Origin of the sequence: Thermoanaerobacter wiegelii Rt8.B1, assembly GCF_000147695.2 — a bacterium.
Classification (GTDB): Bacteria; Bacillota; Thermoanaerobacteria; order Thermoanaerobacterales; family Thermoanaerobacteraceae; genus Thermoanaerobacter; species Thermoanaerobacter ethanolicus.
Window position 1 is genome coordinate 467,638 of the sequence record NC_015958.1, and the last position, 21,903, is coordinate 489,540.

The 21,903-nt window shown below is 35.1% G+C and carries 26 protein-coding genes, 4 pseudogenes and 1 riboswitch; of the genes and pseudogenes, 24 read left to right on the top strand and 6 right to left on the bottom strand.

Annotation, left to right across the window (positions count from 1 at the left end; genetic code table 11):
• Nucleotides 1-7 precede the first annotated feature (7 nt).
• The 15 genes and pseudogenes from cobD (at nucleotide 8) to THEWI_RS02220 (ending at nucleotide 10,565) form a co-directional block, all read left to right on the top strand.
• Nucleotides 8-1,093 carry a threonine-phosphate decarboxylase CobD gene (gene cobD, locus THEWI_RS02160; protein ID WP_014062272.1) on the top strand — a complete coding sequence of 362 codons (1,086 nt, stop codon included), beginning with the start codon at nucleotides 8-10 and terminating at the stop codon, nucleotides 1,091-1,093.
• Nucleotides 1,093-1,647 (top strand): bifunctional adenosylcobinamide kinase/adenosylcobinamide-phosphate guanylyltransferase, encoded by a 555-nt coding sequence (gene cobU, locus THEWI_RS02165; RefSeq protein ID WP_003870871.1) that lies wholly within the window; start codon nucleotides 1,093-1,095, stop codon nucleotides 1,645-1,647. The genes cobD and cobU overlap by 1 nt, the downstream gene beginning before the upstream one ends.
• Nucleotides 1,648-1,669: 22 nt before the next feature.
• Nucleotides 1,670-2,422 carry an adenosylcobinamide-GDP ribazoletransferase gene (gene cobS / locus THEWI_RS02170; protein WP_014062273.1) on the top strand — a complete coding sequence of 251 codons (753 nt, stop codon included), beginning with the start codon at nucleotides 1,670-1,672 and terminating at the stop codon, nucleotides 2,420-2,422.
• 16 nt (nucleotides 2,423-2,438) lie between these two features.
• On the top strand, nucleotides 2,439-2,756 hold the full coding sequence (locus tag THEWI_RS02175) for a sirohydrochlorin chelatase (protein WP_014062274.1): 318 nt from the start codon (nucleotides 2,439-2,441) through the stop codon (nucleotides 2,754-2,756).
• A gap of 87 nt (nucleotides 2,757-2,843) precedes the next feature.
• Complete coding sequence (locus tag THEWI_RS14590; protein ID WP_244262285.1) at nucleotides 2,844-3,068, top strand: SAM-dependent methyltransferase; 225 nt, start codon at nucleotides 2,844-2,846, stop codon at nucleotides 3,066-3,068.
• Nucleotides 3,069-3,146: 78 nt separating this feature from the next.
• Nucleotides 3,147-3,344 (top strand): SAM-dependent methyltransferase, encoded by a 198-nt coding sequence (locus tag THEWI_RS14595; RefSeq protein WP_244262286.1) that lies wholly within the window; start codon nucleotides 3,147-3,149, stop codon nucleotides 3,342-3,344.
• Nucleotides 3,345-3,346: 2 nt separating this feature from the next.
• Nucleotides 3,347-4,102, top strand: a pseudogene (gene cobM / locus THEWI_RS02185) (precorrin-4 C(11)-methyltransferase).
• A 182-nt stretch (nucleotides 4,103-4,284) separates the two neighbouring features.
• Nucleotides 4,285-4,421: pseudogene (locus THEWI_RS14600) on the top strand (cobalt-precorrin 5A hydrolase); the annotation flags it as partial.
• 12 nt (nucleotides 4,422-4,433) lie between these two features.
• Nucleotides 4,434-4,847, top strand: a complete 414-nt coding sequence (locus THEWI_RS14605; protein ID WP_244262348.1) for a cobalamin biosynthesis central domain-containing protein — start codon at nucleotides 4,434-4,436, stop codon at nucleotides 4,845-4,847.
• 5 nt (nucleotides 4,848-4,852) lie between these two features.
• Nucleotides 4,853-5,440: a precorrin-6A reductase gene (gene cobK / locus THEWI_RS02195; protein ID WP_341853098.1), complete on the top strand. Its 588-nt coding sequence runs from the start codon at nucleotides 4,853-4,855 to the stop codon at nucleotides 5,438-5,440.
• Entirely contained in the window at nucleotides 5,427-6,614 is a 1,188-nt protein-coding gene (hemA, locus tag THEWI_RS02200) for a glutamyl-tRNA reductase (protein WP_014062275.1), read from the top strand. The genes cobK and hemA overlap by 14 nt, the downstream gene beginning before the upstream one ends.
• 15 nt (nucleotides 6,615-6,629) lie before the next feature.
• Nucleotides 6,630-7,529, top strand: coding sequence for a hydroxymethylbilane synthase (gene hemC / locus THEWI_RS02205; RefSeq protein WP_014062276.1), 900 nt, complete (start codon nucleotides 6,630-6,632; stop codon nucleotides 7,527-7,529).
• Nucleotides 7,529-9,022 (top strand): uroporphyrinogen-III C-methyltransferase, encoded by a 1,494-nt coding sequence (cobA, locus tag THEWI_RS02210; protein WP_014062277.1) that lies wholly within the window; start codon nucleotides 7,529-7,531, stop codon nucleotides 9,020-9,022. Before hemC ends, cobA begins: the two co-directional genes overlap by 1 nt.
• A 14-nt stretch (nucleotides 9,023-9,036) precedes the next feature.
• Nucleotides 9,037-10,011, top strand: a complete 975-nt coding sequence (hemB, locus tag THEWI_RS02215) for a porphobilinogen synthase (RefSeq protein WP_014062278.1) — start codon at nucleotides 9,037-9,039, stop codon at nucleotides 10,009-10,011.
• Nucleotides 9,993-10,565: a precorrin-2 dehydrogenase/sirohydrochlorin ferrochelatase family protein gene (locus THEWI_RS02220; RefSeq protein ID WP_014062279.1), complete on the top strand. Its 573-nt coding sequence runs from the start codon at nucleotides 9,993-9,995 to the stop codon at nucleotides 10,563-10,565. The genes hemB and THEWI_RS02220 overlap by 19 nt, the downstream gene beginning before the upstream one ends.
• Here the strand turns inward: THEWI_RS02220 and THEWI_RS02225 are convergent.
• On the bottom strand, nucleotides 10,557-10,958 hold the full coding sequence (locus THEWI_RS02225) for a PIN domain-containing protein (protein ID WP_012994508.1): 402 nt from the start codon (nucleotides 10,956-10,958) through the stop codon (nucleotides 10,557-10,559). The two genes, THEWI_RS02220 and THEWI_RS02225, sit on opposite strands and share 9 nt — an antisense overlap.
• Complete coding sequence (locus THEWI_RS02230; RefSeq protein ID WP_014062280.1) at nucleotides 10,939-11,223, bottom strand: AbrB/MazE/SpoVT family DNA-binding domain-containing protein; 285 nt, start codon at nucleotides 11,221-11,223, stop codon at nucleotides 10,939-10,941. The genes THEWI_RS02225 and THEWI_RS02230 overlap by 20 nt, the downstream gene beginning before the upstream one ends.
• 122 nt (nucleotides 11,224-11,345) lie before the next feature.
• Between THEWI_RS02230 and hemL the strand changes: the two genes are divergently transcribed.
• The 5 genes and pseudogenes from hemL (at nucleotide 11,346) to THEWI_RS14335 (ending at nucleotide 14,260) form a co-directional block, all read left to right on the top strand.
• Nucleotides 11,346-12,647 (top strand): glutamate-1-semialdehyde 2,1-aminomutase, encoded by a 1,302-nt coding sequence (gene hemL, locus THEWI_RS02235; protein WP_014062281.1) that lies wholly within the window; start codon nucleotides 11,346-11,348, stop codon nucleotides 12,645-12,647.
• A gap of 62 nt (nucleotides 12,648-12,709) precedes the next feature.
• A riboswitch (cobalamin riboswitch) is annotated at nucleotides 12,710-12,884 on the top strand.
• Nucleotides 12,851-12,958 (top strand): annotated as a pseudogene (locus THEWI_RS13785) (energy-coupling factor ABC transporter substrate-binding protein); the annotation flags it as partial. It overlaps the preceding riboswitch by 34 nt.
• Nucleotides 12,945-13,094 carry a hypothetical protein gene (locus THEWI_RS14105; RefSeq protein WP_244262287.1) on the top strand — a complete coding sequence of 50 codons (150 nt, stop codon included), beginning with the start codon at nucleotides 12,945-12,947 and terminating at the stop codon, nucleotides 13,092-13,094. The pseudogene THEWI_RS13785 and the gene THEWI_RS14105, both read left to right, overlap by 14 nt.
• A gap of 34 nt (nucleotides 13,095-13,128) precedes the next feature.
• On the top strand, nucleotides 13,129-13,647 hold the full coding sequence (locus THEWI_RS02245) for an energy-coupling factor ABC transporter ATP-binding protein (RefSeq protein WP_425274178.1): 519 nt from the start codon (nucleotides 13,129-13,131) through the stop codon (nucleotides 13,645-13,647).
• Nucleotides 13,648-14,101: 454 nt separating this feature from the next.
• The gene (locus THEWI_RS14335; protein WP_041589179.1) at nucleotides 14,102-14,260 is read left to right on the top strand and encodes a hypothetical protein; all 159 of its coding nucleotides are present in this window, start codon (nucleotides 14,102-14,104) and stop codon (nucleotides 14,258-14,260) included.
• Between the two features lie 59 nt (nucleotides 14,261-14,319).
• On the opposite strand, the gene THEWI_RS02255 is transcribed toward THEWI_RS14335, so the two are convergent.
• From THEWI_RS02255 to THEWI_RS15520, 3 genes and pseudogenes are all read right to left on the bottom strand, one after another.
• A complete protein-coding gene (locus THEWI_RS02255; RefSeq protein ID WP_014062282.1) occupies nucleotides 14,320-15,804 on the bottom strand; it encodes an IS1182 family transposase in 1,485 nt (494 codons plus the stop codon).
• Between the two features lie 124 nt (nucleotides 15,805-15,928).
• Complete coding sequence (locus tag THEWI_RS02260) at nucleotides 15,929-16,702, bottom strand: slipin family protein (RefSeq protein ID WP_014062283.1); 774 nt, start codon at nucleotides 16,700-16,702, stop codon at nucleotides 15,929-15,931.
• Nucleotides 16,695-18,022: pseudogene (locus THEWI_RS15520) on the bottom strand (NfeD family protein). The gene THEWI_RS02260 and the pseudogene THEWI_RS15520 overlap by 8 nt, the downstream one beginning before the upstream one ends.
• 62 nt (nucleotides 18,023-18,084) lie before the next feature.
• On the opposite strand from THEWI_RS15520, the gene THEWI_RS02270 reads away from it, so the two are divergent.
• A complete protein-coding gene (locus THEWI_RS02270) occupies nucleotides 18,085-18,450 on the top strand; it encodes a YIP1 family protein (RefSeq protein ID WP_014062285.1) in 366 nt (121 codons plus the stop codon).
• Between the two features lie 159 nt (nucleotides 18,451-18,609).
• Entirely contained in the window at nucleotides 18,610-18,753 is a 144-nt protein-coding gene (locus THEWI_RS13790; RefSeq protein WP_244262291.1) for a GrpB family protein, read from the top strand.
• 30 nt (nucleotides 18,754-18,783) lie between these two features.
• Here THEWI_RS13790 and THEWI_RS02275 read toward each other — a convergent pair whose 3' ends face one another.
• Nucleotides 18,784-19,995, bottom strand: a complete 1,212-nt coding sequence (locus THEWI_RS02275; RefSeq protein WP_014062286.1) for an NADP-dependent isocitrate dehydrogenase — start codon at nucleotides 19,993-19,995, stop codon at nucleotides 18,784-18,786.
• A 399-nt stretch (nucleotides 19,996-20,394) separates the two neighbouring features.
• On the opposite strand from THEWI_RS02275, the gene THEWI_RS13795 reads away from it, so the two are divergent.
• Both THEWI_RS13795 and THEWI_RS14620 read left to right on the top strand, forming a co-directional pair.
• On the top strand, nucleotides 20,395-21,123 hold the full coding sequence (locus THEWI_RS13795) for an ABC transporter ATP-binding protein (protein WP_014062287.1): 729 nt from the start codon (nucleotides 20,395-20,397) through the stop codon (nucleotides 21,121-21,123).
• Between the two features lie 6 nt (nucleotides 21,124-21,129).
• Nucleotides 21,130-21,552 (top strand): hypothetical protein, encoded by a 423-nt coding sequence (locus THEWI_RS14620; RefSeq protein ID WP_244262292.1) that lies wholly within the window; start codon nucleotides 21,130-21,132, stop codon nucleotides 21,550-21,552.
• Nucleotides 21,553-21,903 lie beyond the last annotated feature (351 nt).

A 21,903-nucleotide genomic window follows, 5' to 3' on the forward strand; every position in this document is an offset into this window, starting at 1 on the left:
TGTTTCAATGAAGCCTTATGAGCATGGCGGAAATGTTTATGACTATGAAGGAGAAATAATTGATTTTAGTTCAAATATAAATCCTCTTGGGGTGCCGGAATGTGTTTTTAATATTATCAACAATGTTGATTTAACGAAATATCCGGATATAAAATATCGAAAACTAAAAGAGGCTATTTCACAGTATGTGGGGTATTCACAAGAAAATATAATTGTTGGGAATGGCGCGACAGAGCTCATACATCTTTTTGTGAGAGCATTTAAGGTGAAAAGACCCCTCATTCCATCTCCTGCTTTTTTGGAATATGAAAGGGCAGTCCACATAAACGGTGGTCAACCGATATATTTCAGGCTGGAAGAAGACTATGGGTTTAAAGTAAATCTCGCAAAGCTTATTTCACAAATGGAAGAGGCGGATTCTTTAATCATTGGGAATCCTAACAATCCTACAGGACAAGCCATAATTAGAGAGGAAATAGGAATTTTATTAAAAAAAGCGGAGATTTTGAATATACCTGTCATGATAGATGAAGCTTTTATTGAATTTATGAAAGACTATAAAAATTATGAAGCCTTACCTCTTGCAAAAAAGCATGATAAATTGTTTATTGTAAGAGCTGTCACAAAATTTTTTGGCATGCCAGGGCTGAGATTGGGGTACGGGATTGGAAGTCCTTCTTTGATACAAAAGTTAGAAGAATACAAAGAACCTTGGACAGTAAATGCTCTTGCAGATGCTGTGGGGAGAGAAATATTTAAAGATGAAGCTTATATAGAAAAAACAAGGGAATATGTAAATAAAGAAATAGAGTATATGCTTTATGTTTTAAGAAAAATTGATTATTTAGTTGCTTTTGATACAAAAGTAAATTTTATATTGTTAAAGTTAAGAACAGGAAGGGTAAATGACCTTAAACAAATACTTTTGAAAAAAGGAATTCTCATAAGAGATGCTTCTAATTTTAGGTATCTTGATAAAAGCTTTTTTAGAGTTGCTATAAAAAGACATGAAGACAATGAAAAATTGATACAGGCTTTGAAAGAAATAGATATAAAATATTTAGTAGAAGATAAAGAAAGGGTTGTAATATAATGAGCCTTGTTATGATCACAGGTGGTGCAAGGTCTGGCAAAAGTGAATTTGCTGAAAAATTGGCTTTAGAAAAAGGAGGAAACAGTGTCCTTTATATAGCTACTTCTATTCCTTTTGACGAAGAAATGAAGGAAAGAGTCAAAAGGCATAAAGAGAGAAGATCTTCTGCTTGGCAGACGAAAGAGGTCTATAAAAATCTATACAGTGTAATTGCAGAAAGCAGTGCGAAAGTCGCATTGATTGACTGCCTTACAGTTATGATTACAAACCTATTAATGGAAGTTGACTTAACATGGGAGAACGCAGGAATGGAGGAGATTGATAATATAGAAAATCAGATTGCTGATGAAGTGGATGAAATATTGACTGCTAAGAAAGATTTTAAGGGGGATATAATTCTTGTGACAAATGAAGTGGGAATGGGATTAGTGCCCGAATACAAACTGGGCAGGATATTTAGAGATATAGCAGGCAGGATGAATAAAAAAGTGGCAGATGCTGCAGATGAAGTTTATTTAATGGTTTCAGGAATACCTCTTAAAATAAAGGGATAATTGAAAGGGATGCAACATTTTTATGGAAGAAATTAAAAGATTGGTACTTGCGATGCAATTTATGACACGCCTTCCCATACCAATAGAAATTGATGTTGAAAAAAGAGAGTTTTATAGAATAGCATCTTATTTTCCGATAGTCGGAATTGTTATAGGAGGTATCCTTTCACTCTTGTATATTGCTTTAAAGGATTTCTTTTCCCGGGAAATTGTAATGACTTTTATTGTAGCTTTTTCTTATATTTTAACAGGAGCAATGCATATTGACGGGCTTGCAGATACTTTTGATGGCCTTTTTAGCAATAAGGATAAAAGTAAAATGCTGGAGATAATGAGAGACTCGAGACTTGGCACTAATGGAGTCTTAGCTGCAATTTTTATAGTTGTTTTAAAAATATTATTTCTCACCAATATACACGAAAATATTACTTTAACAGCACTTTTAATTACCCCAATTATTGGGAGATTGTCAATTGTGTTTTCTATGATGATAAGTAAATCTGCAAGAGGTGGAGAAGGCCTTGGAGGACTCATGCTGGGTAAAGTAGGGATAAGGGAATTTGCAATTGCTTTTGTTATTTCAATTGCTACAAGCTATTTTATACTGCCTTTAGCGGTTTTTGTAAAAATACTTACTATATCGCTTTTTGTTACTTATATTGTATCAAAATATATTTCGCTGAGAATAGGTGGTATGACTGGGGATACTTTAGGTGCAGTAAATGAATTGGCAGAGCTTACTGCACTCATTTGCTTTGTAAGTGTGTCATTATAAAAAAGGAGAGATTTTTATGGGAAAAGGATTATTAATAATAGCACATGGAAGTCGTGTTGAAGAGACTAAAGATATAGTTACTAAGGTTGTAGAAAAAATAAAGAGCCTAAAAAATACCAAAGATGTAAAGGCAGGTTTTATGGAATTTAACGAGCCTGATATATCTACTTCCATAAGAGAATTTGTCGAAGAAGGAATTTACGATATCATAGCAGTTCCTATGTTTTTATTTGAAGGAAACCATGTGTTACATGATATACCTGAGGTTTTTGGAAAAGAAAAAGAAAAATATCCGGGTTTAAAGATAAAAGTTTGCAAAGTCTATAGGGTATGATGACAGGATCGTAGGCCCACAAGCAAAGGAGAAGGAAGTATTGCTTATGAGATTGCAAAGCCTTATATAAAAGGCGATGTAGTATTTATGGAATTTCCCATGACCTACTCAAAAGAAGACCTCAAAACAAAGTGGGAAGAAAATGTTAAAAAAATCAAAGAGTTGCTTGATGAGGGGAAAGACGTAGCTTTTATAACAATAGGAGACCCTATGATTTACAGCACCTACATATACATTTTAAAAGGAATTGAGGATTACGAAGTAGAGACGATTCCTGGAATTACCCCTATAGTGCAGCCGCCTCAAGGTTAAATATCCCAATTGCGGAGGGAAACGAGACTTTTGCAGTGATTTCATCAGGAGATGTGGGAAATTTCAAAAGCTCTTGATATGTTTGATAACGTGGCATTAATGAAAATTTCGAGAAGATACGAGGAAATAGTAAATCTTCTAAAAGAAAAAAGCTTCAAGGGGTACCTTGTGATAAAGTGCGGCCATAAAGAGGAAAAAATATCCTACGACCTTGATAGATATATAGGGAAAAAGATAGACTATTTGTCACTCATTATTGCAAAGAAGGTGAAGTAGCTGTGGTTTATTTTATTGGTGCAGGACCAGGAGACCCTGAACTTATAACATTAAAGGGGATGAAAATAATACAGGCTTGTGATGTCATCATATACGCAGGGTCGCTTGTCAATAAAGAGATATTGAAATACGCAAAACCAGAGGCTGAAATTTACGATAGCGCTTTAATGAATCTTGATGAAATAATTGAGCTTATGGTAAAATCTTATAATGAGGGGAAAGATGTAGCGAGAATACACACAGGAGACCCTGCTATTTACGGTGCCATACATGAACAGATTAGAAGGCTGGAAGAAGAAAATATAGATTATGAAGTAATTCCCGGTGTTAGTTCTTTTTTGGCAGCAGCGGCAGTTTTGAAAAAAGAGCTGACGATTCCTGAAATAACCCAGACGGTTATTATAACATGAATAGGCGGAAGGACAAAAGTACCTCCAAAAGAAGACTTAAAAGATTTATCCCGCCACAAAGCTACAATGGCGATATTTTTAAGTGTGCAGGACATTGACAAAGTTGTTTTAGAGTTGAAAGAGGGTTATGAAGAGACTACACCTGTATCAGTTGTGTACAAAGCTACTTGGGAATACCAAGTGATTGTTACAGGTACTCTCAATGACATTTCACAAAAGGTCAAATCAAAGGGAATAAATAAAACAGCCATGATACTTGTAGGAGATTTTTTAAAAGATGTAACGTCTTATTCAAAGCTTTATGATAAGGAATTTTCTCATAGCTTCAGAAAGAAGGAAGATTTATGAGAATAGCGATAATCGCTCTTACAAAAAACGCATCAAAGTTGGCGAATGAGATTGGCCAAAAATTAAAAGGGGATGTGTATGTAAAAGAAAAATACACAATCCCTGAAGGCTACGCAATAGAAGGAGATTTTATAGACTTTGTCCATAAAATATTCAGAAAATATCAAGGGTTGGTCTTTGTAATGGCTACAGGGATTGTGGTAAGGGCAATTGCAGGGGTTGTGAAGGATAAATTTACTGACCCTGCTGTTGTGGTAGTAGACGAAAAGGGAAGTTTGCCATAAGCCTTTTGTCCGGACATGTGGGAGGTGCAAACAGACTTGCCCTCAAAGTGGATTCTATAATTGGAGCGCAGCCTGTCATAACAACTGCAACAGATGTAGAGGGAGTCATATCCCTTGACGTTATTGCTAAGGACTACGGGTACCAAATTGAAAATAAAGAAGATTTAAAAAAGGTTAGCGCCGCCTTTGTAAATGGAGAAAATGTACGTTTTATCCTTGATGAAGATGTAGAGAAAATACCTTTGCTAAAAGATTATGTAAAAAACGAAGATGACCGTCAAGTTGACGCTTTTGTTTACATAACTGACAAAGAAATAAAAAAACCGTTAGAAAAACCTTATGTCATATTAAGGCCTAAAAATATAGTTATTGGTTTAGGCTGCAAAAAAGGAATAGCTTCTGAGAATTTGTTCCTCTTAGTGGGGGAATTAAAGTTCACAAAGGGGCGCTGGATGAACTAAGCCTCATTGATTTTATTTATAAAAACTATATAGATGTTGTAGTTGATGCGACTCATCCTTTTGCAAAAGATGTAAGCATAAATGCTATAAATGCCTGTAACAAAACTGGTATCAAGCATATAAGGTATGAAAGAGAAAGTCTATATTACTACAAAGCGATTGTAGTTAAAAGTTTTGAAGAGGCAGCAGAAGAATGTAAGAAATACGATAGTATTTTTTTGTCAATAGGTAGCAAAAACCTTGAAAAATTCAAATTCCTTTGGGAAGCAGGGAAAAAGGTGACAGTGAGAGTGCTTCCTTCAAGTAGCGCCATAAAAAAGTGTGAAGATTTAGGATTAAAACCCAAAGATATAATAGCGATGGAGGGCCCTTTTACCAAAGAGCTTAATTATCAAATGTTTAAAGAAAGAAATGCGGAAGTGGTTGTGACAAAAGACAGTGGCATTGTGGGAGGAGTATTAGAAAAATTTGAAGCTGCTAAAATGCTAGGTATTCCTGTGATTTTAATAAAAAGGCCTGATATAAATTATCCTATTGTAGTAACAGATGTTGATAGTCTCATAAATGAGGTGACAAAAAGTGGACATAAATAATATTAAAATGGTGGGAGTAGATAAGGATACTCCTTTAGAATTGAGAGAAAAAGTTTCTTTTAAAGATATTGGAGAGGCATTAATAAAATTAAAAGAGTTGGGACTGGAAGAGGTTGTAATACTTTCCACCTGTCACAGAAGTGAAATTTACTTCTATTCACAAAAAATATCCACGGATGAAGTAAAAGATTTTTTCATAAATTACTTTGGCTTAAAAGAAGATTTCATAAAATATTTAAGGCAAATTTACGGACTTGATGCAGTGGAACACATTTTTAGAGTTGCCTGTGGACTTGAATCTATGGTAGTAGGTGAAGACCAAATATTGTCACAGGTGAAGGAGGCTATAGATACCGCACAGACTTTCAACTCTTCCGGAAAGATATTTTTTAAACTCTTTAGGGATGCAGTAACTCTTGGGAAAAAAGCTCGTACAGATACGGGTATAAAAGATCTGGCTTTGTCTATAAGCTATATTGCAGTTAAATTTGTTCAAGAAGTATTTAAGGATATAAAAGGCAAAAAGGCTTTTGTGATAGGTCTTGGCGAGATGGGGCAAAATGCTATGAAAAATCTTTTAGATAAAGGTGCTGATGTATTTGTTACAAACAGGACTTTTTCAAAAGCTATTGAATTAAAGGAGCAAATTCCACAGATAAATATTGTACCTTATGAAGAGAAGTACCTGCACATTGCCACCAGTGATATTGTAATAAGTGCTACAAATGCTCCTCACTACACAGTAAATTATGATAAGTTTAAAAAAATATACGACGGCAGAAAAATTTGTATGGTGGATATAGCTCTTCCTAGGGATATAGACCCGAGAATTGGACAAATAGAAGGAGTAAGTCTTTATACTATTGACGATCTAAAAAAGACAGCGGAGGAAAACAAAAAAGAGAGGCTTTCACTTATTCCCGTTATTGAAAAAATGGTGAAAGAGGAAGTGAATAAATTTGAAAAATGGTACAAAACACTTGAAATAGAGCCTTATATAAAAGAAGTAAGTAGATATGCCAATGAAGTTTGTAACACAGAATTTCAAAGAATTATAAATAAATTGACTGACGTATCTGAAAAAGACAAGGAAAATATAAAAATCGCTTTAAAAAGAGTTGCAAATAAAATGGCTAATAAAATGATAGCGTACCTTAAAGAAAACGCCTATTAAAATCTGGAGGTAAAGATGAAAAAAGTTATAAAAGTCGGCTCAAGGTCAAGTGAATTGGCTTTAGTACAAACTCAAATGGTTATAAATGAAATAAAAAAGTTTAGGCAGGATTTTGAATTTGAAATAGTAAAGATAACCACACAGGGGGATGCATTAATTGACAAACCTATTAGTGAAATAGGGGGAAAAGGGGTTTTTGTAAAAGAAATAGAAAGTGCATTGCTCAAAGGTGAAATTGACATGGCAGTCCACAGCATGAAGGACATGCCTTATGAAATACCTGAAAAGCTCAAGCTCATGGCAGTTTTAAAAAGAGAAGACCCAAAGGATGTGTTTGTTTCAAGAAATGGAACGAAATTTATAGATTTAAAAAAAGGGGCTAAAATTGGGACCAGCAGTTTAAGAAGGCAAGTGCAGCTTAAAGCTTTAAGGCCAGATATACAGATTGTTCCAATAAGAGGTAATGTGAGGACGAGGCTCAAAAAAATGGAAGAACTAAACCTTGACGGCATTGTTTTATCAGCGGCGGGTTTGCACAGGTTAGGATTGGAGAGTATTATTACTGAATATTTCCCACCTGATGTAGTTGTACCAGCACCTTGTCAGGGAATTCTTGCAGTAGAAATTGCAGAAAGTTTTGATAATATATTTCAAGAGTTTTATCCCTATATTGTTGATAGAAGAACATTTTTTGAGGCTTCTGTTGAAAGGGAACTTCTAAAAGTCTTTGGAGTTAATTGCAGACAGCCTTTTGGTGCCTATGCCCAATATGGGAGAGAGAATGATGGAGAAAAAATAGACATAAAAGTTGCTTATCAAAAAGAGGATAAGCTTTTAAAAAGTGAAATGACTGGCTTAATTGTAGAAACCGATAAAATGATAGAAAAGCTTATTAAAGAATTTGGAGGTATATGATGTCAGGGATTGTATATTTGATCGGAGCAGGACCTGGAGATATTGGGCTTTTAACCTTAAGAGCAGTGGAAGTTATAAAAAATGCAGATGTGCTGGTGTATGACAGGCTCATTAATGAAGATATCTTAAAAATGGCAAAAAAGGATGCAGAGCTTATTGATGTTGGAAAGTTTCCGGATAATCACAAAGTACCTCAAAGTAGAATAAACGAAATAATTGCGAAAAAGGCCCTTTCTGGCAAAAAAGTAGCGAGAATTAAAGGAGGGGACCCATTTGTATTCGGAAGAGGTGGCGAAGAGGCTGAATACCTTTCACAAAAAAGAATACCTTATGAGGTAGTGCCAGGCATAACATCTGCAGTGGCTGTCCTATCCTATGCAGGAATTCCTGTAACTCATAGAGATTTAAGCTCTTCATTTCACGTAATAACGGGTCATGAACGGGAAGGGAAAGATAAAATCCTCGATTGGGAGGTCATATCAAAACTCGAGGGGACACTTGTATTTCTCATGGGGATAAAAAATATAGAAAAAATTGTGCAAAAACTTCTCAATTACGGCAAAGATCCTCATACACCAGCAGCAGTAGTAATGGAAGGCACTACTCCAAAGCAAAAAGTTGTAACTGGGAAACTCATTGATATTCCAAGTCTCGTCCGAAAAGAAGGAATAAAAAATCCTGCAGTTATCGCTGTAGGAGATGTTGTGGCATTAAGGGATAGATTAAAATGGTACGAAAACAAAAAGCTTTTTGGAAAAAGGATTTTGCTTACAAGGACCTATGAACAGTCACAGCAGATGAAAAAAATTTTGAGTGAAGAGGGAGCAGATGTTGTTGTTTGTCCTACTATTAAAATCACGCCGTTTTCAGATAATATAGTAAAGTTTTTAGAAGAAATACATAAATTCGACTATGCTGTATTTACAAGTGTAAATGGCGTTTGGAGTTTTATTGAAGCTTCCCGAGAAAAAAGGTTTGATTTAAGAAATTTAAGTATTAAAGTAGTAGCGATAGGAAGTAAGACTGCGGAAGCTTTAGAAAATATTTTTATATATCCAGATATAATTCCTGAGGAGTACACCTCATACTCTTTAGCAAATGCACTTAAAAAACATGTTGAAGGAAAAAACATAGCGCTTTTGACTTCTCAGATAGGCGGGGATATATTAATGGAAAGTCTAGAAAATTGTGCTAACGTACAAAAAATTGTCGCATATAAAAATGAACCAAATTATGAAATAAAGGGAAATCTTATAAGTGAACTCCGCAAAGGAATAGATATTGCTGTATTTACAAGTTCCTCTACTTTTAATTATATGCATCAATTAATAGGAGACGAAATAAATCTTCTAAAAAACTCTAAAATAGCTGCAATAGGACCTGTAACAAAGAAAGCTATAGAGGATAAAGGATTTGATGTAGACACAATGCCAAGTGAATACACAACGGGAAAACTTATTGAAGAAATATTAAAAAACTATCAAAACCAATAGAAAGAGGAGATAAAATGGATTTGGTAAAAAGGCCAAGAAGGCTTAGAGCGAACAGCATTTTAAGGGATATGATAAGAGAAACTTCTTTAGATGTAGGTGACCTTATATATCCTCTTTTTGTTGTGCCAGGAGATAATATAAAAGAAGAGATAGATTCAATGCCGGGTGTTTATCATTTTTCTATAGATTTGCTTATAGAAGAAGTTAGAGAAGTGCGTAACCTTGGAATTCCTGCTATTTTACTTTTTGGTGTGCCTTCATATAAAGATGAATTGGGGTCAGAGGCTTATAGTGAGGAAGGCATCGTTCAAAAAGCGGTGAGAGAAATAAAAGAAAAAGTGCCAGAAATTGTGGTAATAACAGATGTGTGTATGTGTGGGTATACAATTCATGGACACTGTGGCATTGTTGAAAATGGCCAAGTTCTAAATGACAAAACAGTGTACTACATTGCTAAAATAGCCTTGTCCCATATTGAGGCAGGGGCGGATATTGTAGCGCCTTCTGACATGATGGATGGAAGAGTAGCTGCCATAAGAAAGCTTTTAGATAGTAAAGGATTTGTAAACACACCTATTATGGCTTACAGTGCTAAATACGCTTCCTCTTTTTATGGACCTTTTAGAGAAGCAGCAAATTCTTTCCCACAATTTGGCGACAGAAAGTCTTATCAAATGGACTATGGAAACTCCAATGAAGCCTTAAGAGAAATAGCTCTTGACATTGAAGAAGGAGCAGATATTGTCATGGTAAAACCTGCACTTTCTTATCTTGATATTATAAGGCGGGTAAAGGATAATTTCAATATTCCTATTGCTGCTTACAATGTAAGTGGAGAATATTCAATGGTAAAGGCGGCAGCTAAGATGGGTTGGATTGATGAAAAATCGGTAGTCTTAGAAATACTTACTTCGATTAAAAGAGCAGGAGCAGACATGGTTATAACCTACTTTGCAAAGGATGTTGCGAAATGGCTTACTACCCTGTAATGCTTAATATAAAAAACAAAAAATGCCTTGTTGTAGGAGGTGGAAAAGTTGCTCTTAGAAAAATTTTATCTCTTGTTGAAGGAGAAGCTTTAGTTACTGCCATTTCTCCTTCTTTTGATCAAGGAATAATTGAGCTTGCAGCAAAAGGAAAGGTGGAACTTATAAGACGTGAGTATCAACAAGGGGATGTAAAGGGATTTTTTGTTGTGATTGCTGCTACAAATGATGAGAAGGTAAATAAACTTGTGGCGTCAGATGGAGAAAAATACAATGTGCTTGTAAATGTGGTTGATGATAAAGACCTTTCTTCTTTTATTGTACCTGCCATTGTAAAAAGGGGAGACTTAATTATTTCTATATCTACAAGTGGCAAAAGTCCACTTCTTTCGAGAATGATAAAGGAAAAGTTGGAGTCAATCTTCAATGATGACTATGAAAAACTATTACAAAAGCTATATCAGAAGAGGATAGAATTAAAGGAAAAAGATTTTGCTGAAGAAGAAAAAATGGCTGTTTACAGAAAAATTATTGAAAAAAGCGGGCTGTTAAAATAATTCTACGTTAAGCCTTGAGAAATGTTTTTTATCAAAAGTAAATACTTTTTTGTTTCCTGAATTTATTGCATGGGCAGCTATATACGCATCAATAAAATCAACATTATTTTCTCTATAACTGTTTAGAGATAGAATTAATGTGTCCCGTTCTTCTGCTTCCACAGCTTCAGAACATATAAAGGTAATAAGCGTATCAGATATTTGATCCTTTGATATTTTGTAGAAAGACTCAAGTGTCCATACTACTTCTGCAATAGTGAGAGGAGATACGAGAAGTTTTAATTCTCCGCTGTCCGCTTTTTTCATAATTTCATACGCTTTTGCATAAAATTCTTCATTGTCCTTTAAAAGGTATCTCAAAATGACATTGGCATCAATCCATATTTTCTCCATTGTAATTTCTCCTTACTCTTTTATTTACCCAAATTTCTTTTGTATTTTCTGTTTCTTCATCAATGCTTTTGAATTTTACTTGAGATTTTAACGTTCCACCTAATTGTGAAAGCTTTTTCTTTTTTATTAATTTCAACACTATTTCTTTGTTGTCTTGTACTATAAAGATGACGTTATCTCCTATATCAGCACCAATAGCTTTTCTGATTTCTGCAGGCAATTGAATTTGCCCTTTGCCTGTAATTGTAGACGTAGCATGTATCATTTTTTCACCTCCACACATCTTTTACTTAGATTATAATACATGATTTATTATTTTTCAATTACTTATGATTTATTCATGAAATTTAAACAGAGAATGATAAAAATTTAGGAAGAGGTGGTTCTGTGAAAACTGATAAATCGCAAAAGCTTTTTGAAAAAGCTAAAAAACTTATGCCAGGTGGTGTTAATAGCCCTGTAAGAGCTTTTAAATCAGTAGGAGCTACTCCTGTTTTTATAAAAAAGGGACAAGGAAGTCATATTTGGGATGAAGATGGCAATGAATACATAGACTATGTTCTTTCATGGGGACCGCTAATACTTGGGCATTCACATCCACAAGTGGTAGAAGCTATTAAAAAACAGGCACAACTTGGGACCAGTTTTGGAGCCTGCACAGAGTTAGAAGTTAAGATGGCAGAAAAAGTAATTGAGGCTGTTCCATCTGTAGAAGTTGTCAGAATGGTAAATTCAGGCACAGAAGCCACTATGAGTGCTATAAGATTGGCAAGGGGATATACGGGCAGAGACATCATTGTAAAATTTGAAGGATGTTATCACGGACATTCTGACAGCTTACTTATAAAAGCAGGCTCAGGGGCACTTACTTTTGGAATGCCTGATTCAAAGGGCGTGACAAAAGAGGTAGCAAAGAACACAATTATAGCGAGATACAATGACATCAAAATGGTAGAAGATATTTTTAAAGTTTATGGTGAAAATATTGCTGGTGTCATTGTAGAACCTGTTGCCGGAAACATGGGTACTGTTTTGCCTGATGAAGAGTTTTTAAAGGGATTGAGAGAGATTACTACAAAGTATAAATCACTTTTAATTTTTGATGAAGTGATGACAGGTTTTAGAGTGTCTTATTCAGGGGCACAAGGACTTTACAACATTATGCCTGATATTACTACGCTTGGTAAAATTATTGGTGGAGGTCTTCCTGTTGGTGCCTATGGAGGAAGAGAAGAGATTATGAGAATGGTTTCTCCTGATGGACCGGTGTATCAAGCAGGGACTTTGTCTGGCAATCCTCTAGCAATGATAGCAGGCTTTGAGACTTTAAAAATATTATCTGAAACTTCCAATATTTATGAAGAGTTAGACAAGAAAGCAGAAAAATTGTGTAAAGGGCTAAAAGAAAGCATGGTTCAAAATGGAATTGATGTTACAATAAATAGAATAGGCAGCATGATGTGCATGTTTTTTAATAAACACGAAGTAAAAGACTATGAGTCTGCGCTAAAATCAAATACTACTTTGTACGCTAAATATTTTAGAGAGATGCTTAAAAGGGGAATATACATGCCGCCTTCGCAATTTGAAACCTTCTTTTTGTCAACTGCTCACACAGATGAAGACATTGAAAAAACGATTGAAACAAGTTTTGAAGTGGCGAAAATTATAAGTCAGCAATTAGAATAAAGGCATCTTTACATTTATTGACAACTATTTGCAAAATGGTATGCTTTATTTAGAACAAAATTTAATAACAAGCGAATACAGGTGCCTAATTTTGCAATCAAATTGGGTTAAAAGGGAAGCAGGTGAAAAGCCTGCACGGTCCCGCCACTGTGATGGTGAGCTCTTTACATTATGCCTTTAAACCAATTTGGGAGCCACCAAGTGGAGAAATTGAAAGCCTTTTGTTTGCCGCCTTACAGGCTGCAATTGGTGCAGGCTTTTTGGGATATTATATAGGTGTTGCGAAGGGGAGAAAAAATGCTAATAGATAGTTATGCTTACACCAACAGGATGTACATCCTGTTGAATGTACATCCTGTTGAAAAATTTTTATTTGCTTTTTTGACTATGATTTTATGCTTTGAATTTGATGCCTATACAAATGTTACAATAATTTCAAAATCCTGACATACAGCTTTTCTTTGCTAGTGTATACCAAGAAATTTCTTTTGGCCCTATGAACCTGGGTTATCCAGAAAATATAGTAAAAGAGAAAGTGGAAAAAGCCATGAAGGAAACGAGAATTATTGATTTAAAAGACAAGCCCACCCATTTTTTAAGCTATGGGCAGAAAAAAAGCGTCTCAATAGCTGATATTATAGTTATGGAGCCTGAAGTTATTATATTGGATGAGCCAACGGTTTATTTAGACCCTAAGCATGTTCAAGAGATTATGGGCTTGTTTGACAAATTGGTTGAAGAGGGAAAGACACTCATTTTATCAACTCATGATGTGGACTTTGCTTATTCATGGGCTGACTATATATATGTCATAAAGAATGGAAAAGTTGTTGCAAAAGGCGAACCTGCGGTTGTTTTTACTAACGCAAAAGAACTCGATTGGAGTGATTTGAGAAGGTCTATGCTTTTGGAAATATATGAAATTTTAAAAGAGAAAGGAGTTATTGACGAAAGTAATATACCAAAAAATATGGAAGAATTAAAGAAGTGTATAAAATAAAAAGCTGCTGAGGTTTCAGCAGCTTTCAGTTTGTGTGCGCCCGGCATGGGCGATAGCTAGGCGGTGAAAGTCCGCTGTGGGCTTGGTAGTGGGAACCACTAGCCGAGAGCAAGGGTGTCCATCGTGAGGTGGAATCTGAAGGAAGCTTAAGGCAAAATCTCGGTCTGATGAACAAGAACCAGATAAGAGGCTGAATTGGGATGGATGAGTTTGCACATCAAAACAAAGTCCAACACTACCCGAATCCCATACAGTAAATCTGGCAGATATATGAGATGAAAGCTATCGTTCTTACCCAGGGAGGTCTCAAGGATAAGTCATGGAAGTAAAATATGAAGTGACAACCCATACAGTGATGTATGGCTGAACCTTGAGAAGTCAGCAGAGGTCATAGTACTTATCTAGACATGAATAGATAAGGAAGGACTGAACATTAGGAGGTTTCGGAAATCTTATGAACTCGAGAGATATGCGAAGACTGCAGACAACTCAACAAAGAGGCTATCCGTTGGATAGAGAAATGGAATTTCAAAAGACAACGGAAGTGCATAGTATATCATCGGCGTCAAGGGATGGAAGAAACGATGTACTAAGAATTGTACATAATTCCTAATGAACCGCCGTATACCGAACGGTACGTACGGTGGTGTGAGAGGACGCTGAATAAAATAATTATTCAGCTCCTACTCGATTGACAAAACGAAATTTAAGCCCCTGTTTTCTTAGTCCCGAAAACAGGGGCTGTATATATCTGGATAAAATTTTCCTTAAAGTTCCAAATAATGGGTAAAAATTTAAAGTGCCAAAAGGGCTCTTACCCCTCCTCCATAACCATGTTGCCATTTTCTTTAAATTCATGGCAACAAAAACAAGCATCGCTTGCATGGACAATTTTTCTTTTCCTCTTAATGTTGTCCATCGCAAACCATGCTTCTCCTTCAAATCTGCAAACACTCTCTCTATTGTCTCTTTCCTTCTCTCATATACTTCTTTACAATAAGGTGTATGTCTTAAGTGTTCTGCTTCTTCTACATATCCTTCCCATATGTGCCTGAATATCCTCTTTGTGTAGTCTTTACTTTGGGTACACTTTTCTCTTAAAGGACAATTCTTGCATTTTTCTGGATTTGATTTGTACTCTCTATATCCTTCTCTATTGGTTGTGACATATGTTAGTATTTCATTTTGTGGGCATATGTAACAGTCATAATATTCATCATACACAAACTCATGTTTCTTCATAAAACCGTCTTTTGTTTTTGGTCTTGTGTATGGCACTGCTGGTATTATTTCTCTATCAAATATTGTCTTTAATATGTACGGATTTTTGTATCCTGCATCTACTGCTATTGCTTTCGGTTTTCCTATTCTCTTTTCAACTTCTTCTAATACTTCTTCAAACATTACGCTGTCGTGGACATTTGCAGCTTCAACTTTTACTCCTAATACAAATCCGTTTTTATCGCAGGCTGTGTGAAAAGAATATGCAAAACATTTTTCTTTTCCATTTTTATTTAACATTCCGCTATCTGGGTCTGTTTTGCTTACTTTCACTTCTTTCGTCTTTATTTTCTTGATTTTCTTTAATGGCTTTTTGCCATGAGCTTCTCTATCTTTGTTTATTTCTTCTTCTAGTTTTTCTTGATAAGTCCTGGCTTCTTGTTCTACTATTTCTTTGGTGTATTTCTTCTTGTTGGCACTTGCTTTTACATGGGTTGAATCTATGAATACTTCCTCCGCATTTACTAGCCCATGCCTTATTGCTTCTTCTAAAATCTTCGTAAATATTTTCTCAAATATGTCTGTCCCTTTGAATCTTCTTATGTAGTTCTGGCTAAATGTTGAAAAATGAGGTATTTCTTCTGTTAGCCCATACCCTAAAAACCACCTATATGCCACATTTGTTTTTATCTCTGATATTGTCCTCCTTATTGAGGGTATGCCAAAAAGATACTGAATAAACAGGATTTTTATTAATACTACTGGATCTATGCTTGGTCTGCCGTGATCTTCGGAATATTTGTCTTTTACTAAATCGTATATGAAATTAAAGTCTATAACTCTTTCTATCTTTCTTAAAAGGTGATCTTTTGGTACTAATTGATCTATGCTTACAAATTCTATTTGATGTCTTGCATCCTGTTTCTTTGTTAACATCTTCCTTTTCCTCTCCTCTTTTGCTTTATACTACTAAAAATAAAAAAACAAGGAACCCTTTTCATAATAACGGGTTCCCGATATTTTGTCAACAGTCTGAAAGCTGCTGAGGTTTCAGCAGCTTTTATTCGATTTTATTTTCCTTCGGCCCTTGAGGGAAAAATTGCTGAAAAATATCTAAAGACATTGGGAAAACTACTATGTTTGACCTATCATTAGCTATTTCTCTTAAAGTTTGAAGATACCTAAGTTGCAGAGAAACGGGTTGTGAGGCTATGATGCGGGCAGCTTCAGCGAGTTTTGCCGCTGCTTGATATTCTCCATCAGCATTTATAATTTTAGCACGGCGTTCCCTTTCTGCTTCTGCTTGTGCTGCCATGGCCCTTTGCATGCTTTGTGGTAGTTCTACATCCCTTATTTCTACAAGATTTACTTTTACTCCCCATGGTTCTGTTCCCTCATCTATAATCTCGCGAAGCCTCTTGTTTATTTCTTCTCTGTGAGATAATAATTCGTCTAAGTCAGACTGACCTAAAACGCTTCTTAATGTAGTTTGTGCCAGCTGAGATGTTGCTCTTATGTGGTCTAAAACTTTTATAACAGCGTTGGCAGGGTCTATTACTCTGAAGTATACTACTGCATTTACTTTAACAGTAACGTTGTCTCTTGTAATTGCCTCTTGTGTTGGTACTTCCATTGTTATGACTCTCAAATCTACTTTTTGCATTCTCTCTATTATAGGAATCAAGAAAAATATTCCTGGTCCTCTTATACCTACGTAGCGCCCAAGACGAAAAATTACGCCCCTTTCGTATTCCTGTACTATTCTAATGGATGCGGAAATTAAACTTATAAGGATTATTAATAAGGTGAATAGAAATGCAAAACTCTCAATCATTTTTTTTACTGCCTCCCTCTTTTATTTTTTCAACTTTAACTGTCAAACCCTCTACTGCTGTAATGACCACCTTTTCGCCTTTTGCAATATACTCTTTAGATTCTGCCTGCCACCTTTCTCCTTCTACCAAGACTATGCCATTTGGATTAATATCACTTACTGCAATACCTATTTCACCAATTAGACCTTCTACTCCTGTGACTACTTTTCTCTTTTGAGCTTTTATAACAGCAGCTAAGAGGAAAGAAACAAAAGCTGCCATGAAAAAGGCTGTTGCGAAAACTACTCCTTTGTTTATAGTGAGTCCCATTTGGTTTCCACTAAATAACATTAAAGAGCCAAGTACGAAGGAAGTTATACCGCCCACTGCTAAAATTCCATGGCTTACCACAAAGGCTTCAGATGCCAAAAGCACAAGCCCTAATATGACAAGAAGCATTCCACTTAATTGAGCATTTAATGTTCCAAGTGTGTAGAGGCCTAAAAGTAAGCTTATTCCTCCTGCCACACCGGGAAAGATAGCCCCAGGATGATAAAGCTCCAATACAATGCCCAAGATACCAGCGCTCATGAGAAGATAAGCAATATTTGGATCGCTTATTGCAAAGAGAAATTTTTGAGCTGAAGACATTGGGAAGTATTTGATTGGACCATCAGTTTGCAAAGTTGTAGTTGTGCCGTCAAAATTTTTGACTGTAAGGCCGTTTATTTTTTTAGAAGGTCATTTAAATTAGTAGCTTTAAAATCGACTAAATGGGCATTTAATGCTTCTGTGTCAGTAAAAGATTTGCTTTCAATAACTGCCATTTCAGCATTTTTGGGGTCTCTCCCTCTGTTTTCTGCGATGCTTCTTATCCAGGCAGCAGCGTCATGAGTGAGTTTTTGCCTTTGTACATCTGATAAAGCAGAGTCGTCTTCCATTGACACAGGATGGGCGGCGCCTATTCTACTTCCAGGAGCCATTGCAGCGACATTTGCTGAAAGTGTTATGAAAGTACCAGCAGAGCCCGCCCAAGCTCCTGCGGGAGAGACATATACTACAACAGGAATATGAGAATTTAGTATTTTTGTGACGATTTTTTGAGTAGTAGAATACAAACCGCCAGGTGTAGAAAGTTCTATGACTATACAACTTGCACCATTTTTTTCTGCTTCCTGAAGACCGCTTTCAATGTAATCAGCGACAACTGGTACAATAGGGCCATCAATGGATAGTACATAAACGGGGCTTTGGGGCGGAACTGCTTTTAAAGAAGAAAGTGGCAGTATAACAAAAATTAACAAGATTATAAATAGTAAAATTTTCCTTAATTTAAACACTTTTTGTTCCCCCCCTTTAATAACATTTTAACATAACTGAAAAATTTTATATAGTATTTTATGTGATTGGCAGAAATTTTTTTGAAAGATTTACGCCACAGGAAATAGATTTAGCTATTAAGTTGGCGCCAAGATCTGTAATAACTTCTACGCTTATAAATAATACACTTTCGTGGATTTTTATCGTGTTAGCTCTTTATGCTGTAATCAAATGGGTATTTAGAGGAAAAGCGGATGTAGCACAATTATTTTCAATTACTGGTTATGCCTATACTCCTGTTTTAATATATTTTCTAATATGCTTTATTGCATCCTTTTTTACGGGACAACTTTATGTGAATATGTCTTTAGCATTGCTTGTTCCTTCCTTAAAAGGAACTACTATATATGGCTTTTTAAGGAGTATTGATCCCTTCATGGTGTGGTAGTTTATAATCATAGGTATAGGAATCAAGATGACAAGTGAACTTAAAAAAGCGATGTATATTGGGTTACTGCTTTTGTGTTTCTAATTAGTATATTTATAAATATTGATTATTATAAACTGCTGGATTGATATGCAAGAAATGACAGGAGGAAAGCTCGAATTGAACCATCCAGATGAGGCAGAGACCTACTCTACCTTAAAAGACGAATTAGCCAAAAAGTATCCCTATAATATTGAGGAATATATTAAAGGGAAGGATTACTTTATCAAAGAGATTGATCAAAAGGCAACGAAAGAACGATAGACAAGGGGACGGTTCCCTTGTCTATCCTTTTTATAATATTTCTTCTAATGTCTTTTTAATTTCAATGAGGAAACTTTCTGTATTTACAACAGTTTTATTTGGCAAGTCAGAAAGCATAGCTAAGTCTTTTGTCATTATGCCCTTTTCAATTGTCTGAAGGGATGCTTTTTCAAGTTTATCTGCGAAGTTTACAAGGTCTTCTATTCCGTCAAGTTCTCCTCTCTTTTTCAAAGCACCTGTCCATGCGAAAATTGTAGCAATAGAATTTGTAGAAGTTTCTTCTCCTTTAAGGTATTTGTAATAATGCCTTGTAACTGTTCCGTGTGCTGCTTCAAATTCATATTTGCCATCAGGAGAAACCAGTACTGATGTCATCATGGCAAGACTTCCAAAGGCTGTTGCCACCATATCTGACATTACATCGCCGTCATAATTTTTGCATGCCCAAATCATTCCGCCTTCAGAGCGTATAATGCGAGCTACTGCATCGTCAATAAGGGTGTAGAAGTATTCAATTCCTGCTTCTTCAAATTTTTCTTTATATTCATTTTCATATATTTCCTGGAATATGTCTTTAAATCTGTGGTCATATATTTTTGATATGGTGTCTTTGGTCGCAAACCACAAATCCTGCTTGGTGTCTAAGGCATAGTTAAAACATGCTCTTGCAAAACTCTTTATTGATTCATCAGTGTTGTGCATGCCGAGGATAACTCCAGGACCTTCAAATTCATGTATTGTCTGCTTTGACACTTCACCACTTTTTGATACGAAAACAAGTTCTGCTTTTCCTTTATTTTTGACTCTGTATTCCACATCTTTATAAATGTCTCCATAGGCATGTCTTGCAATTGTAATGGGCTTTTTCCATGTTTTTACGAGAGGTTTGATACTTTCTACAATAATAGGTGTGCGAAAAACTGTTCCGTCAAGTATTGCTCTGATTGTACCATTAGGGCTTTTCCACATTTTTTTAAGATTGTATTCTTCAACTCTCTGGGCATTGGGAGTAATTGTTGCACATTTTACACCAACACCATATTTTTTGATGGCATATGCCGCATCAACTGTGACTTGGTCCTCTGTTTCGTCTCTGTTTTTAATTCCAAGGTCATAATATTCCGTTTTGAGGTCTATATAGGGCTCTAAGAGTATTTCTTTTATTAATTTCCATATGATTCTTGTCATTTCGTCCCCGTCCATTTCAACGAGGGGAACCTTCATTTGAATTTTATCAGCCATTTATTTCTCTCCTTTGTTTGAAATATAACAAAAACTTCGAAAATTTATCAATACAAATTGATAAAGCATAACTTGAATATTATTATATAGGATAAGTCATATTTTCGCAACAGAAAAATTATTTTATCCTTTTCGTTCCAAATTCCACAAATTTAATTTTAAATATTGTATAATATTTTATGGAATTAATAAATTTTTAAAAATGTTTATAGCATTTTGGGGGTATAAAAAATGGACTTTTTATGTCCACAAAAGGAATTACTTTCTTCTTATAAACGATGCAATAAAATGGGTATCGACACTTCAATAACTGCACCATTAATAATGCTAAAATCAAGCAGGTTTAGAAAATGATGTAATTATACTTTCGATAGACAATAACAAGGAAGGATAAAAGATTTGCTTACTGTTAAAAATTTATACAAAAAATACAATAAAAGCAAGGCTATAGCTTCAAACAATATATCTATGGATATAAATAAAGGGGAAATAGTAGGACTTCTCGGCCCGAATGGAGCAGGGAAAACCACTTTACTCAAAATAATATGCGGTTTAACAATTCCTGATTCAAGTGAAGTTATTATATCTAATATCAAAATGGAAGACAAAACTCGATTAAAAATAATGGAAAAAATAGGCGTAGTACTTGAAGGCAACAAGAATTTATACTGGGCTATTTCGGTCCTTGATAATTACTATTATTTTGGAAGTATAAAGGGAAAAACAATGGGAGAAATAAAGAAAAATATAGAAAAATATGAAGACATTCTAAAAACAAAAGAATTATTAATACGAAAAGTAAATACACTTTCAATGGGGCAAAAACAAAGGGTAGCGATAACTGCTTCTTTGCTTCACGAGCTGGAGCCTTTAATTTTGGACGAACCTTCTAATGGATTAGATATAGAATCGCGTATTTTACTTACCAATGCTATTAAGACCTTGAGAGAGGAGATGAAGATAACAGTATTGATTGCTTCTCATGATACTGACTTTTTAAGAAAAACAGTTGACAGATTTATAATAATAAACAATGGGAACATCGTTGATGAATTCGAGAATACCAATATTACAGCAGAAGACATAGAAAATAAATATAAAATACATACAAATCTGAAGGAGGTTTAAATCAGTATGTTAAAATATTTAAACATTGTAAGAGCCGAAATAATAAGAAGTTTAAAGGAAAGTTTTTCATATAAAATGGGTTTGGTCAGTGATATTGTAGTATTAACACTTCTTTATGCTGGCCTTATTTTCATGGATACAGGTAGTATGTTAGGAGAATATTATAACAATCCGGGAAATTCTAAAACGCTCCTCCTTTTGGGGTATATTTTTTGGAGCTATTCAATAGCAGCTATAAGTGGAGTAAGCACTGAAATTAGCATAGAAGCAGTTAAAGGGACTTTGGAACAAAAATTTATGGCAGTAATTCCCTACCCTTTTCTTATAGCAGGAAATATAATTAGCAGCCTTCTATTAAGCAGTATCGTAGCTTCTGTAATAATTACTTTTTCAAACCTAATTATGGGAGTGAGTATTATAATAAATTGAAAAGTTATACTATCCCTTTTAGCGACCTTAATTGGAATGTATGGCATGGGTCTTATTTTGGGAGGACTTTCCCTAATAGCAAAAAGAATTAATCAATTGACGCTACTCATACAAATCATGCTTCTTTTTATAACAGACACGTTAACTAAAACATCTTCGTCCAGCGCAATTAGTTTGATTTTACCACTTACAGTGGGAAATGATATAGCGAGAAAATCAGTAAGTAATATTGCCATTTCTTACAATGAGTTGCTGATACTTATACTTCTAGGTATCTTGTGGTTTATAGTTGGTTCGGTAGTTTTTGGTATGAGTAGTAGGTATGCCAGAAAAAATGGATTATTGGGTACA

Excerpts from the sequence above, each read along its gene's own strand:
- cobD (WP_014062272.1), top strand. The coding sequence starts at position 8 with ATGAAGCCTTATGAGCATGGCGGAAATGTTTATGACTATGAAGGAGAA.
- cobU (WP_003870871.1), top strand. The coding sequence starts at position 1,093 with ATGAGCCTTGTTATGATCACAGGTGGTGCAAGGTCTGGCAAAAGTGAA.
- cobS (WP_014062273.1), top strand. The coding sequence starts at position 1,670 with ATGGAAGAAATTAAAAGATTGGTACTTGCGATGCAATTTATGACACGC.
- THEWI_RS02175 (WP_014062274.1), top strand. The coding sequence starts at position 2,439 with ATGGGAAAAGGATTATTAATAATAGCACATGGAAGTCGTGTTGAAGAG.
- THEWI_RS14590 (WP_244262285.1), top strand. The coding sequence starts at position 2,844 with ATGGAATTTCCCATGACCTACTCAAAAGAAGACCTCAAAACAAAGTGG.
- THEWI_RS14595 (WP_244262286.1), top strand. The coding sequence starts at position 3,147 with ATGTTTGATAACGTGGCATTAATGAAAATTTCGAGAAGATACGAGGAA.
- hemC (WP_014062276.1), top strand. The coding sequence starts at position 6,630 with ATGAAAAAAGTTATAAAAGTCGGCTCAAGGTCAAGTGAATTGGCTTTA.
- cobA (WP_014062277.1), top strand. The coding sequence starts at position 7,529 with ATGTCAGGGATTGTATATTTGATCGGAGCAGGACCTGGAGATATTGGG.
- hemB (WP_014062278.1), top strand. The coding sequence starts at position 9,037 with ATGGATTTGGTAAAAAGGCCAAGAAGGCTTAGAGCGAACAGCATTTTA.
- THEWI_RS02220 (WP_014062279.1), top strand. The coding sequence starts at position 9,993 with ATGGCTTACTACCCTGTAATGCTTAATATAAAAAACAAAAAATGCCTT.
- THEWI_RS02225 (WP_012994508.1), bottom strand. The coding sequence starts at position 10,958 with ATGGAGAAAATATGGATTGATGCCAATGTCATTTTGAGATACCTTTTA.
- THEWI_RS02230 (WP_014062280.1), bottom strand. The coding sequence starts at position 11,223 with ATGATACATGCTACGTCTACAATTACAGGCAAAGGGCAAATTCAATTG.
- THEWI_RS14105 (WP_244262287.1), top strand. The coding sequence starts at position 12,945 with ATGCTAATAGATAGTTATGCTTACACCAACAGGATGTACATCCTGTTG.
- THEWI_RS14335 (WP_041589179.1), top strand. The coding sequence starts at position 14,102 with ATGAACTCGAGAGATATGCGAAGACTGCAGACAACTCAACAAAGAGGC.
- THEWI_RS02255 (WP_014062282.1), bottom strand. The coding sequence starts at position 15,804 with ATGTTAACAAAGAAACAGGATGCAAGACATCAAATAGAATTTGTAAGC.
- THEWI_RS02260 (WP_014062283.1), bottom strand. The coding sequence starts at position 16,702 with ATGATTGAGAGTTTTGCATTTCTATTCACCTTATTAATAATCCTTATA.
- THEWI_RS02275 (WP_014062286.1), bottom strand. The coding sequence starts at position 19,995 with ATGGCTGATAAAATTCAAATGAAGGTTCCCCTCGTTGAAATGGACGGG.
- THEWI_RS14620 (WP_244262292.1), top strand. The coding sequence starts at position 21,130 with ATGTTAAAATATTTAAACATTGTAAGAGCCGAAATAATAAGAAGTTTA.